The organism is Herbaspirillum sp. CF444 (assembly GCF_000282135.1).
Lineage (GTDB): Bacteria > Pseudomonadota > Gammaproteobacteria > Burkholderiales > Burkholderiaceae_D > Herbaspirillum.
The window spans coordinates 38,710-49,706 of sequence record NZ_AKJW01000037.1 but is presented as its reverse complement, the minus strand read 5'-3'; the positions used below and the strand labels follow the sequence as shown (position 1 = coordinate 49,706).

The window sequence follows — 10,997 nt, the reverse complement described above, 5'->3', positions numbered from 1 at the left end:
CTGGATTGGATGCCGGCGCCTGCTTCGACCAGCACCTCATGTTTGGCGGCCACCAGTTTCTTGACTGTTTCCGGGGTTGCCGCAACGCGTGTTTCTCCGTCCCGCCTTTCGACGGGGATGCCTAGCCTCATTCAGAGCTCCTGTAGTTGTAAATTCTTACCGGAATCTTACACGGAAAATTTGAACATCAACAACTTTGCGCAAACCCTCTCTTTCGCGACGCCGACTCGCATCTTGGGCCCATCCCCTGAAGGCTTTGTCCAGCCACGGTAAAATGGTGGCTGTTGCAGGTTAGGAAAAATGTATGACTGAAGTATGGAAGCCCTCCGTCACTGTTGCTGCGATCATCGAGCGCGAGGGCCGTTTTTTGATGATTGAAGAGCAAGCCGGCGACGGCCTGCGCCTGAACCAGCCGGCCGGCCACCTCGACGCAGGCGAAGCGCTGACGCAGGCGGTGGTGCGCGAGGCGCTGGAAGAATCCGCGCACGATTTTGAACCAACCGCATTGATCGGCATGTATATGTCGCGCAATGTGTCGTCCTCGCGCGCCGGCGCCGACACCACTTACTTGCGTTTTGCGTTCGCCGGAAAACTGGGTGAAAAACATGATCGCCCGCTGGACACCGGCATCGTGCGCACGCTATGGATGACACGCGACGAAATCGCGGCATGCACCGAACGTCATCGCAGCCCGCTGGTCTTGCGCTGCATCGACGATTACCTCGGCGGCCAACGCGCGCCGCTGTCTTTACTGTATACCGACGCCAGCGTCACCGCGGCGGTCGAGGAAGCAAACGGAGCAATTGGAGTAACTGGAGTAACGAATGGCTAAGAAGAAAGTCGTCATCGGCATGTCAGGCGGCGTCGACTCGTCCGTGTCCGCGTGGCTGCTGAAAGAACAAGGCTACGAAGTCATCGGCCTGTTCATGAAGAATTGGGAAGACGATGACGATTCCGAATATTGCTCGACGCGCCAGGACTGGATCGATGCCGCCAGCGTGGCCGACGTGGTGGGCGTGGATATCGAGGCGGTCAATTTTGCCGCCGAATACAAGGACCGCGTGTTCGCCGAGTTCCTGCGCGAATACCAGGCCGGCCGCACCCCCAACCCGGACGTGCTGTGCAATGCCGAAATCAAGTTCAAGGCCTTTCTCGACCACGCCATGCTGCTGGGCGCCGATCTGATCGCCACCGGCCACTATGCGCGCGTACGCGAGAATCCGGTCGGCAAGTTCGAACTGATGAAGGCGGTCGATGCCAGCAAGGACCAGAGTTACTTCCTGCACCGCCTGAACCAGGCGCAGTTGTCGAAGACGCTGTTTCCGCTGGGCGAGATCCACAAGACCGAAGTGCGCAAGATCGCCGAACAGCTGAAGCTGCCGAACGCGACCAAGAAGGACTCGACCGGCATCTGCTTCATCGGCGAGCGGCCTTTCCGGGAATTTCTCAACCGCTACCTGTCCTACAAACCCGGCCCGATGAAAACGCCGGAAGGCGACATCGTCGGCGAACACGTCGGCCTGAGTTTTTACACGCTCGGCCAGCGCAAGGGCATCGGCCTGGGCGGCATCAAGGCGCATCAGAATGCCGACGGCAACAGCGACGCCTGGTACGTGGCGCGCAAGGACGTCGAAAACAATACGCTCTATATCGTGCAGGGCCATGACCACCCGTGGCTGCTGTCGTCCCGGCTCGGCGCCAGCCAGATCAGTTGGGTTGCGGGCGAAGCGCCGGACATGGCAGCACTGAGCGCCAAGACGCGCTATCGCCAGGCGGATGTGCCGTGCACATTCAACGACGACGGCGCGCGTTTCGACCTGCGCTTCAGCGATCCGCAATGGGCTGTCACGCCCGGTCAATCGGCGGTGTTGTATCAGGGCGACGTCTGCCTCGGCGGCGGGATCATCGAATCCGTGTAAAACGGCTCAAATCGCGTGCAAAACGCTCCGTCTGCCTTGCGCAGCGGAGCGTTTTTTCTTTTCCGACAACAAAAAATGTTCCCTCCATTTCCCGCGGGAAAGAAACTCGCAACAAAACATAAAAGAGCTTGCAATCTTGGATTAAATGACGAATAATCTAAATAAGAATTGTTCGCATTTAATAGGAGCTTATGATGAGCCAACTGATCGAGCACGGAACTGAACGTCGCAACAAGCCAGCCACTGCAGCAAATGGCTCCCCCATCACGCGCATCAAGAGCCAGGATTTGTTCCGGCAGATGCGCGAACTGGAGATCGACCATGGCGGGCGTATCTACAAATTGCGTCTGACGCAGTTGAACAAGCTGATTTTGACGGCGTAGATTTGACCGTGTAACCCGACAATAAAATCATCTCAAAATGTGTTGATTTGAACGATGGTACAAAACCAGCCAGCCAACGGTGATGCCACGGCGTTATACGTTAGCCAGCCAAGCTTGCCGATTAAGGAGAGTTTGATGGTTACCGACAAAATGGATTCTGCTTTCGTAGAACCGAATAGCGCGCCGGCACAGCCAGAGCTGCTGGTTTCAGCAGTGCTGCATTTGATGTCTCACTACACTGCCAGCAATCAGGAAACCAAAAGCTGCGTCAAATTGGCGTCAGTGATTGAACGACACCTGAAGGCACTGGCGGATTTGCCGAATCTGGCTCCGGTATTGCGGGCGACCTGCCAGCAACTGTCGGAACAATGGGCAACCGTAGTGGAACGCACGATGCCGCAACCCGAGAAATTTAACCTGTTTGCTCGCATCGTTTCAGGAGCGAGATCCATTTAAGAGCCTACATACCCAGGCGGCAAGGCGTACAATGATCGTATGTGTTTGTAACAACATTTCCGAAGGCAAGATTCATCAGGCAGTGAATGCAGGCATGACCTCCATGTCCGAGCTTCGCAAGGAGCTCGGTGTTGGCGCCGGTTGCGGCAAATGTCATACCTGCGCCAAACATGTCCTGCGCGAATGTCTGAGCAACTCCAATCAAACACGCAATACAGTGCAAGCCATGGTATTCCACGCGAATGCCATCGTTGCATAAAGATCATTTATGAACGCCTTATCGCCTACTATGAGTAGCAGCACGTCCAATCCTGTTGGCGCCGTCTGGCGCCAGGTCAGAAAAATCGGCCCGCTCGGCTTCATCATCCTGCTGCACATCGCATTCTTCTATGCCCTGCAAAGCGGCTTGATCCATCAGGTTGCCAGCGCCATCCCGAAAGAAGTCATCGCCACCTTCGTCACGCCTGAACGCGCGCCCGAACCGGCCCCGCCCAAGGCCCCTCCGGCACCACCGAAAGTCGTTCAGGTAGTAAAGAAATCCGTCACGCCGCCTCCACCGATTCCGGTCACGCAGGCGCCGGCTCCCACTGCCATCTCGGCACCACCGGCGCCGCCGCAACCGGCTGAACCATCGCCGCCTGCCGCAGCTGCGCCAGCCCCGGCATCGCCTCCAGGTCCGCCGCCGCCAAAACAGATTACGTCCGGCATCGAATACATCGAGGCCCCGCACGCCAACTATCCACCGGCGTCCCGACGCATGGGGGAAGAAGGCGTCGTGCAATTCCGTGTGCTGGTCAACACTGCCGGCCGTGCCGAAAAAGTCGATATCATCAAAGGCTCGGGTTCGTCCCGCCTCGACGATGAAGCGCGCCGCGCCGTCATGCGCGCCGTCTTCAAGCCGTATATCGAAGACGGCAAACCTATCGTCGTGTCGGCCACCGGTGCAATCACCTTCAAGCTGGATCGCTGATTGCAACGCCCCGGCGGAACATAGTTAAATAATTCATTCACTACAGTCATCAAAAGGAAGTCATCATGGAAGTTAGTCCGTACGGATTGGAAAGCCTGTGGGCGCAAGGGGATTTCGTCACCAAGGGCGTTGCAGTGTTGCTGGTCGCCATGTCGATCGCGTCCTGGTATGTGATCGTCACCAAAGCGCTGCAGTTGCTGCGCTTCCGCCGCGCCTCCGATGCTGCCGGCCACGCATTCTGGGACACCACCAGCCTGCCGGAAGGCGTCGCCACACTGGGCGCCGATAACCCTTTCGCCGAAGTCGCCAAAGCCGGCGTTACCTCGATGAGCCACCATACCGCCCACAAGGGCCATCTGCACGATCAGTTATCGGTCAGCGACTGGGTCACCCTGTCCCTGCGTCAAGCCATTGATGAAGCTTCCGGCAAACTGCAAACCGGCATGGCCATCCTGGCATCGGTTGGTTCGACCGCACCATTCGTCGGCCTGTTCGGCACCGTCTGGGGCATCTATCACGCGCTGGTTTCCATCGGCACTTCCGGCCAGGCCAGCATCGACAAGGTTGCCGGCCCTGTGGGCGAAGCGCTGATCATGACCGCGCTGGGTCTGGCAGTGGCGATTCCCGCCACCTTCGGCTACAACGCACTGGTTCGCGGCAACAAGACCACCATCGCCAAATTGAACAAGTTCGGCTTCGACCTGCACGCATTGTTTGTGACCGGCGCTCGCGCTGCGACTGAAGATGCCGAAACAGGCAGCTCCAAAAGCGCCAAGCTGACGGCCGTCGGGAGAGCGTAATGGCAATGGGTTCCCTGTCCGATTCGGACGACGATTTCAACCCGGAGATCAACACTACTCCGCTGGTTGACGTGATGCTGGTGCTGCTGATCATCTTTATCATCACCATTCCGGTCATGAACCATGCAGTCAAGATCGACCTGCCGCGCGCAACCAATCAGCCGGACGAAACCAAGCCGCAAAACATCAATCTGTCGATTGACGCGAACGGCAAAGTATTCTGGAATGACGAGCAGATCGACAGCAACCAATTGAACCTGCGCATTGCCGAAGCTGCCAAGAAGCAGCCTCAGCCGGAATTGCATCTGCGCGCCGAGCGTACGACGCAATACGAAAAGGTTGCGCAAGTCATGGCGGCGGCGCAATCGGGCGGCTTGTCCAAGATTGGCTTCGTCACCGATCCGCAAGCAAAGTAGCTCGCCTCTGACCTGGCGAAGCAGTGCCGCTCGCTGCGTTCCCAAAGCCTTCATTCTTCACGGAATGAAGGCTTTGTTGTTTGCACATCAGACCATCCAAGCCCGTGCTCAGCAGACCCTCCTCGGCCATTTCCAACACGGTCGCCAGCCATCTCGATGCTCTGCCCCTCAGAAATAAAGTAAGAATGATTCGCGCTAATTTATAGTGAAGTCTGGAATCGGCTGCGCTATGATCCGTCCGTTCACGCGGCTGGGCCATTACGCAGATCCCATCTGCTTCGCCCAGCCTGTCTTCCCCCACTATTCTCAGAGGTTCCTATGAAAGGCGATCCAGCGGTCCTTAAACTGCTCAATGCTCAATTGACTAACGAATTGACAGCGATCAATCAATATTTTTTGCACGCCCGCATGTACAAGCACTGGGGCTTTGAAAAGATTGCCAAGAAAGAGTACGCAGAATCCATCGGCGAAATGAAGCACGCAGACAAGCTGATCGACCGCATCCTGATGCTCGACGGCCTGCCTAATCTGCAAGCGCTGCACAAGCTGATGATCGGCGAGAACACTGCCGAGATGCTGCAATGCGACCTGAAGCTCGAAAAAGCCGCGCACAAAACCGTCAAGGAAGGCATCGCCACCTGCGAAACCCATGGCGATTATGTCTCGCGTGAACTGTTCCAGATGATTCTGGACGACACGGAAGAGCATATCGACTGGCTGGAAACCCAACTCGACATCATCGAAAAGATCGGCATCCAGAACTACCTGCAGACGCAGATCATCGAAGAGTGAGGGGTCCTTGCGGATTGCTCATGCAACGCCGCAGGCATAAAAAAAGCGCGACTTCTGTCGCGCTTTTTTATTTTGAACCTCGTTGCCGAAGTTCTGCCGCTTGCATTACTGCGGAAACGTATCCTTGAAAGACTGCCGCTCGGACAATTTGTCGAACAAACGGAGCAGTTCAGGATAATTTTCTTTCCATTGCGACTCGGGAAAACGGAAATTCAGCCATCCCAATGCACAGCCGACTGCAACGTCGGCCAGCGAATAATGATTGCCGACGCAATACGTTTTTTCACCCAGTCCCGAGGCCATCGACTTCAGCGATGCTTCAACCTTGCTCCATTGACGTTTGATCCACTCAGGACTTTGCTGTTTCGTCGGGCGTTTTTTTTCCAGACGAACCAGAATCGCGGCGTCCAGCATCCCGTCCGCAAGCGCCTCCCAACATTTAACTTCGGCACGCTCGCGTCCCCCGGTGGGCATCAGCTTGCCGACCGGCGTCAGGATGTCGAGGTATTCGGAGATCACGCGAGAATCGAACATGGCGCCGCCATCATCCATCATCAGACAGGGCACTTTTCCCAGCGGATTGAACTGCTGGATGGTCGTCGTCTCGCTCCATACGTCTTCCAGAACCAGCTCGTAATCGATCTTTTTCTCCGCCATGACAATGCGAACTTTGCGAGCGTAAGGACTTACCAGTGAGGCGATTAGTTTCATAGCAATTTTTGTAATAATCCGGCCCGATTATAGCATCGGGGATTTCCCATCAACGCCTAAACCACTACTTGCGACGACAAGCTGCAACGATCCCGATTCCCGAACGCCTGGAATGGTAAAATCGCGAGTTAAAGCAGAACCACGCCTGTTGCCGCCATATGCCGTGGATCGCGAATCCCTATTTTCAACACTGTTCACCGTTTCTCATCCAACATCCCGTTACCATCATGTCCCTCACCGCACTTTCCGCTCTCTCCCCTCTCGATGGCCGTTACGCCGCCAAAACCGACAAGCTGCGCCCCATCCTCTCCGAGGCCGGCTTCATGCATCATCGGGTGAAAGTGGAAATTGCCTGGTTGCAAGCCTTATCGGCGGCGGGATTTGCCGAGATCAAACCGTTCTCGGCGAACGCCAACGCCTTGCTCGACAAGCTGGCCGCGGATTTTACCGAAGCCGATGCCGCCCGCATCAAGGAAATCGAAGCCGTCACCAACCACGACGTCAAAGCCGTGGAATATTGGCTCAAGGAAAAGGTCAAGGACGTGCCGGAACTGGTCGCAGCGTCCGAATTCATCCACTTCGCCTGCACTTCGGAAGACATCAACAACACCTCCCACGGCATGATGCTCAAGGCCGCGCGCGACATGGTCGTGCTGCCCGCCCTGCAAGGCCTGGTCGCCAAGCTGACCGAACTGGCACATGAACATGCCGCCGTACCGATGATGTCGCGCACCCACGGCCAGCCCGCCAGCCCGACCACGCTGGGCAAGGAAATCGCCAACGTCGTCGCCCGACTGCAGCGCGCCCTCAAGCGCATTGCCGGCGTCGAAATCCTCGGCAAGATGAATGGCGCGGTCGGCAACTACAATGCCCACCTCTCCGCCTACCCGGAAACCGACTGGGCGGCGTTCTCCAAGAACGTCATCGAGCAGCGCCTGGGCCTGGTGTTCAACCCGTACACCATCCAGATCGAACCGCACGACTACATGGCCGAACTGTTCGACGCCGTGGCGCGCGCCAACACCATCCTGCTCGACCTCAACCGCGACGTCTGGGGCTACATCTCGCTGGGTTACTTCAAGCAGCGCACCAAGGCCGGCGAAATCGGCTCCTCGACCATGCCGCACAAGGTCAATCCGATCGACTTCGAAAACTCCGAAGGCAACCTGGGCATGGCCAACGCCGTCCTCAAGCATTTGTCGGAAAAGCTGCCGGTTTCGCGCTGGCAGCGGGATCTGACCGATTCGACCGTTCTGCGCAACATTGGCGTGGCCTTCGGTTATGCAGTGCTGGCCTACGACAGCTGCCTGCGCGGCCTGAACAAGCTGGAAGTCAATCCGGCCCGCCTGGCCGAAGATCTGGACAATACCTGGGAAGTACTGGCGGAGCCGGTGCAAACCGTGATGCGCCGTTACGGCATCGAGAATCCATACGAGCAACTGAAGGAACTGACGCGCGGCAAGGGCATTTCGAAAGACGCCTTGCGCGACTTCATTAATGGCTTGGCCATCCCGCAGGACGCCAAGGATTTGCTGTTGGCCATGACGCCGGCCAACTACATCGGCGAAGCAATCGCATTGGCCAAAAATATTTAAGCGTACGTGGGGATACGGCGGAACTCAAACCTGCCTGATCCCCTCAAATTGCGCGGCAACAGATCGATTGTCAACGTAAATGGATCAGTGAAATCAGTTTTACTGATCTATTGCGAATCTTGAAAAGCCTTTATGCTGCGGCATTGCATCAAAAATGCGAGCCGGCTCATTTAAACGTCGCTTCAAACGATCACAAAGGAACAAGCATGGTTGCTGTGCTGCACATCGATTTCTCTCGGGCTACCCGCGTCGCGATGACGATCGAGAGCCATCAACGCCGGCTGTTCTCCGAGTAAGCGCTCGCCTGCAGTCCAACTCTTCATACCTTCCACCAGCAACCGCCATGGAACGCTATACAAAACCCGCCATTTTGTTGCACTGGCTGATCGCCTTGCTGATCATTGCAGCCTTTTCGCTCGGGCTGACGATGGTCAACATTCCCGGCCTGACGCCAACCAAACTGAAATATTTTTCCTGGCATAAATGGCTGGGCGTCACCGTCCTCGCCCTGGCATGTCTGCGCCTGCTGTGGCGTTTGACGCATGCCGCGCCGGCATATCCGGCACAGATGCCGCGCTGGCAGCAAAGCGCGGCGCATGCACTGCACGGCTTGCTCTATATTCTGATTTTTGCGATTCCGATTTCGGGCTATTTCTATAGCCTTGCGGCAGGAGTCCCCGTAGTGTATCTGGGCCTTTACCCACTGCCGGTTTTCATTGATCCCAATCCGGAACTCAAACCTTTGCTCAAACTGGTGCACTACTGGCTGAACATGGCTTTGCTGGCCGCTTTCTGCTTGCATGTATTGGCTGCGCTGAAGCATCAGTTCATCGATCGCGACGGCGTACTTAAACGTATCCTGCCCTGACTCTCTTTTCAAGGAAACTTCATGACTCTGCGTTCCATATTGACCAGTGTTCTTGCCGGTGGTATCGCCGCCATCAGCCTGGTGTCTTCCGCCATCGCCGCACCGCTCAAGGTCGACACCGGTAAAAGCACCGTCAGTGCCGTCTTCAAGCAATTGAATGTCCCGGTCGAAGCCAAATTCAAGAAGTTCACTGCGCAAATCGATTTCGACAGTGCCAAGCCCGACGCAGCCAAGGCTGGCGTCGACATCGATATCGCCAGCTTCGACCTGGGCGATGCCGAGTACAACAAGGAAGTGCTGAAAAAGGAATGGTTCAACGCCGCGCAGTTTCCCAAAGCCAGTTTCGTTTCCAGCTCGATCAAGGCTGCCGCCGGCGCGCCGGCAGGCACCAAATATGACGTCGCCGGCAAGCTGACCATCAAGGGAAAAACCGCCGACGTACATTTTCCGTTGGCAGTGAAGAAAGACGGCGGCAGCCTGGTCTTTGACGGCGCCGTACCGATCAAGCGCCTGACCTTCAATATCGGCGAAGGCGAATGGAAAGACACCGGCATGGTCGCCGATGAGGTCACCATCAAGTTTCACGTTGTAACAGCACCGTAATTCACAATCAAACCATACCGCTCCAACACCCAACAGATCATACAAAGGACTATCTCATGAAATTGAAATTCGCCCTGATTTCCCTGCTCGTCGCCGGCGCTGCTTCGACCTCCGCCCTGGCAGCCGATACCTACACCGTCGACCCAAGCCACACTTACCCGAGTTTCGAAGCCGACCACATGGGCATCTCGGTCTGGCGCGGCAAGTTCACCAAGACCAGCGGCACCGTGACACTGGACCGTGCCGCCAAGACCGGCACCGTCGACATCACCATCGATACGTCCTCGATCGACTTCGGCCACGCCAAGCTGAACGATCACGTGAAAGGCCCCGATGTCTTCGACGTGCAGAAATTCCCGACAGCAACCTACAAGGGCACTTCCGTCAAATTCGACGGCGACAAGCCGGTGGCTGTCGATGGCGAGCTGACATTGCACGGCGTGACCAAGCCGGTGCAATTGAAGATCAACAAATTCACTTGCATTCAACATCCAATGCTCAAGCGTGAAGTCTGCGGCGCCGATGCCTCCGCAACTTTCAACCGTACCGATTTCGGCGTGAGCTACGCCGTGCCTCCTTTCGCACCGGAAGTGAAGCTGGCAATTCAGGTTGAAGCGATCAAGTCGAACTGATTCTTCCTCTCGCAAAAAGGCCGATGCATATCATATGCATCGGCCTTTTTTGTTCTGCATCATGGTTATGCCGCATGTTCTGCCGCATAATGGCTCGCGTTTGGAACCGGCCTCCAGCCTGAACTTGGCGACTACGCTTCGGGCCGCCGCCTGCAGACTTTTTAAAAACGCGCTAATCTAGCGCAGTCCCGATTAAGGATCAATGCAACATGTCGATAGCAGATCTTCGCAAGGATTACAGTCGCGCCAGTTTGTCTGAGCTTGACGTCGCCGCTGACCCTATTGTTCAATTTTCAACATGGTTTGATGAAGCCATCAAAGCGGAGATCCCCGAACCCAACGCGATGAGCGTTGCCACCGTCGGTGCCGACGGCAAGCCCTCCTCGCGTATCGTCCTGCTCAAGCAAGTCGATGCCGCCGGCTTTACCTGGTTCACCAACTATCACAGTCGCAAAGGGCGCGAGATCGCCCAGCATCCTTATGTCGCGCTTCTTTTCCATTGGGTCGAACTTGAGCGTCAAGTCCGCATCGAAGGAAAGATAGTGCAAGTTACCGCCAGTGAAAGCGACGCGTATTTTTCAAGTCGCCCCTTGCTCAGCCAATTAGGCGCCATCGCCTCCGAGCAAAGCCAGCCTGTCGACAAACGGGAGACCTTGGAAGCGCAGTTCGCCACTGCGGAGGAAAAATACGGCACGCAACCTGTGCGCCCGGAACATTGGGGCGGCTACCGCGTAGTGCCGGAAAAATTGGAATTTTGGCAAGGCCGGCGCTCGCGCCTGCATGACCGCGTCATCTATACGCGCGCTGCAGACGGCACCTGGAGCCGGCAACGCCTGCAACCCTGACCGGGAC

General features: G+C 56.5%; 15 protein-coding genes and 1 pseudogene. 14 read left to right on the top strand and 2 right to left on the bottom strand.

The genetic code is table 11. The features are described from left to right. Positions 1–131: pseudogene (locus tag PMI16_RS25255) on the bottom strand (NAD(P)(+) transhydrogenase (Re/Si-specific) subunit alpha); the annotation flags it as partial. A 173-nt stretch (positions 132–304) separates the two neighbouring features. Between PMI16_RS25255 and PMI16_RS08975 the strand changes: the two are divergent. The 9 genes from PMI16_RS08975 (at position 305) to bfr (ending at position 5,736) form a co-directional block, all read left to right on the top strand. Further along, positions 305–832: an NUDIX hydrolase gene (locus PMI16_RS08975; protein ID WP_007878683.1), complete on the top strand. Its 528-nt coding sequence runs from the start codon at positions 305–307 to the stop codon at positions 830–832. Continuing rightward, positions 825–1,919 (top strand): tRNA 2-thiouridine(34) synthase MnmA, encoded by a 1,095-nt coding sequence (mnmA, locus tag PMI16_RS08970; RefSeq protein ID WP_007878682.1) that lies wholly within the window; start codon positions 825–827, stop codon positions 1,917–1,919. The genes PMI16_RS08975 and mnmA overlap by 8 nt, the downstream gene beginning before the upstream one ends. A 194-nt stretch (positions 1,920–2,113) precedes the next feature. Then, the gene (gene hemP, locus PMI16_RS08965; RefSeq protein WP_007878681.1) at positions 2,114–2,302 is read left to right on the top strand and encodes a hemin uptake protein HemP; all 189 of its coding nucleotides are present in this window, start codon (positions 2,114–2,116) and stop codon (positions 2,300–2,302) included. A gap of 135 nt (positions 2,303–2,437) precedes the next feature. Continuing rightward, the gene (locus tag PMI16_RS08960; protein ID WP_007878680.1) at positions 2,438–2,758 is read left to right on the top strand and encodes a hypothetical protein; all 321 of its coding nucleotides are present in this window, start codon (positions 2,438–2,440) and stop codon (positions 2,756–2,758) included. A gap of 31 nt (positions 2,759–2,789) precedes the next feature. Then, the gene (locus tag PMI16_RS08955) at positions 2,790–3,017 is read left to right on the top strand and encodes a (2Fe-2S)-binding protein (RefSeq protein WP_007878672.1); all 228 of its coding nucleotides are present in this window, start codon (positions 2,790–2,792) and stop codon (positions 3,015–3,017) included. A 9-nt stretch (positions 3,018–3,026) separates the two neighbouring features. After that, complete coding sequence (locus PMI16_RS08950; RefSeq protein ID WP_034379676.1) at positions 3,027–3,728, top strand: energy transducer TonB; 702 nt, start codon at positions 3,027–3,029, stop codon at positions 3,726–3,728. Positions 3,729–3,793: 65 nt separating this feature from the next. Next, entirely contained in the window at positions 3,794–4,528 is a 735-nt protein-coding gene (locus tag PMI16_RS08945) for a MotA/TolQ/ExbB proton channel family protein (RefSeq protein ID WP_007878665.1), read from the top strand. Next, positions 4,528–4,944, top strand: a complete 417-nt coding sequence (locus PMI16_RS08940; protein WP_007878660.1) for an ExbD/TolR family protein — start codon at positions 4,528–4,530, stop codon at positions 4,942–4,944. Before PMI16_RS08945 ends, PMI16_RS08940 begins: the two co-directional genes overlap by 1 nt. A gap of 318 nt (positions 4,945–5,262) precedes the next feature. Further along, positions 5,263–5,736 (top strand): bacterioferritin, encoded by a 474-nt coding sequence (gene bfr, locus PMI16_RS08935; protein WP_007878654.1) that lies wholly within the window; start codon positions 5,263–5,265, stop codon positions 5,734–5,736. A gap of 105 nt (positions 5,737–5,841) precedes the next feature. On the opposite strand, the gene PMI16_RS08930 is transcribed toward bfr, so the two are convergent. Further along, on the bottom strand, positions 5,842–6,447 hold the full coding sequence (locus PMI16_RS08930) for a glutathione S-transferase N-terminal domain-containing protein (RefSeq protein ID WP_034379673.1): 606 nt from the start codon (positions 6,445–6,447) through the stop codon (positions 5,842–5,844). A gap of 227 nt (positions 6,448–6,674) precedes the next feature. Between PMI16_RS08930 and purB the strand changes: the two genes are divergently transcribed. The 5 genes from purB to pdxH all read left to right on the top strand — a co-directional run bounded on the left by purB (position 6,675) and on the right by pdxH (position 10,990). Next, positions 6,675–8,042 (top strand): adenylosuccinate lyase, encoded by a 1,368-nt coding sequence (gene purB / locus PMI16_RS08925; RefSeq protein ID WP_007878652.1) that lies wholly within the window; start codon positions 6,675–6,677, stop codon positions 8,040–8,042. A 343-nt stretch (positions 8,043–8,385) separates the two neighbouring features. Then, on the top strand, positions 8,386–8,910 hold the full coding sequence (locus tag PMI16_RS08920; RefSeq protein ID WP_007878650.1) for a cytochrome b: 525 nt from the start codon (positions 8,386–8,388) through the stop codon (positions 8,908–8,910). A gap of 21 nt (positions 8,911–8,931) precedes the next feature. Continuing rightward, positions 8,932–9,513, top strand: a complete 582-nt coding sequence (locus PMI16_RS08915; RefSeq protein ID WP_007878648.1) for a YceI family protein — start codon at positions 8,932–8,934, stop codon at positions 9,511–9,513. A 56-nt stretch (positions 9,514–9,569) separates the two neighbouring features. Next, on the top strand, positions 9,570–10,145 hold the full coding sequence (locus PMI16_RS08910; RefSeq protein WP_007878645.1) for a YceI family protein: 576 nt from the start codon (positions 9,570–9,572) through the stop codon (positions 10,143–10,145). A 209-nt stretch (positions 10,146–10,354) separates the two neighbouring features. Next, positions 10,355–10,990 (top strand): pyridoxamine 5'-phosphate oxidase, encoded by a 636-nt coding sequence (gene pdxH / locus PMI16_RS08905; RefSeq protein ID WP_007878644.1) that lies wholly within the window; start codon positions 10,355–10,357, stop codon positions 10,988–10,990. Positions 10,991–10,997: the final 7 nt, after the last annotated feature.

Coding starts and splice junctions, on each gene's coding strand:
- PMI16_RS08975 (WP_007878683.1), top strand. CDS start 305: ATGACTGAAGTATGGAAGCCCTCCGTCACTGTTGCTGCGATCATCGAG.
- mnmA (WP_007878682.1), top strand. CDS start 825: ATGGCTAAGAAGAAAGTCGTCATCGGCATGTCAGGCGGCGTCGACTCG.
- hemP (WP_007878681.1), top strand. CDS start 2,114: ATGAGCCAACTGATCGAGCACGGAACTGAACGTCGCAACAAGCCAGCC.
- PMI16_RS08960 (WP_007878680.1), top strand. CDS start 2,438: ATGGTTACCGACAAAATGGATTCTGCTTTCGTAGAACCGAATAGCGCG.
- PMI16_RS08955 (WP_007878672.1), top strand. CDS start 2,790: ATGATCGTATGTGTTTGTAACAACATTTCCGAAGGCAAGATTCATCAG.
- PMI16_RS08950 (WP_034379676.1), top strand. CDS start 3,027: ATGAACGCCTTATCGCCTACTATGAGTAGCAGCACGTCCAATCCTGTT.
- PMI16_RS08945 (WP_007878665.1), top strand. CDS start 3,794: ATGGAAGTTAGTCCGTACGGATTGGAAAGCCTGTGGGCGCAAGGGGAT.
- PMI16_RS08940 (WP_007878660.1), top strand. CDS start 4,528: ATGGCAATGGGTTCCCTGTCCGATTCGGACGACGATTTCAACCCGGAG.
- bfr (WP_007878654.1), top strand. CDS start 5,263: ATGAAAGGCGATCCAGCGGTCCTTAAACTGCTCAATGCTCAATTGACT.
- PMI16_RS08930 (WP_034379673.1), bottom strand. CDS start 6,447: ATGAAACTAATCGCCTCACTGGTAAGTCCTTACGCTCGCAAAGTTCGC.
- purB (WP_007878652.1), top strand. CDS start 6,675: ATGTCCCTCACCGCACTTTCCGCTCTCTCCCCTCTCGATGGCCGTTAC.
- PMI16_RS08920 (WP_007878650.1), top strand. CDS start 8,386: ATGGAACGCTATACAAAACCCGCCATTTTGTTGCACTGGCTGATCGCC.
- PMI16_RS08915 (WP_007878648.1), top strand. CDS start 8,932: ATGACTCTGCGTTCCATATTGACCAGTGTTCTTGCCGGTGGTATCGCC.
- PMI16_RS08910 (WP_007878645.1), top strand. CDS start 9,570: ATGAAATTGAAATTCGCCCTGATTTCCCTGCTCGTCGCCGGCGCTGCT.
- pdxH (WP_007878644.1), top strand. CDS start 10,355: ATGTCGATAGCAGATCTTCGCAAGGATTACAGTCGCGCCAGTTTGTCT.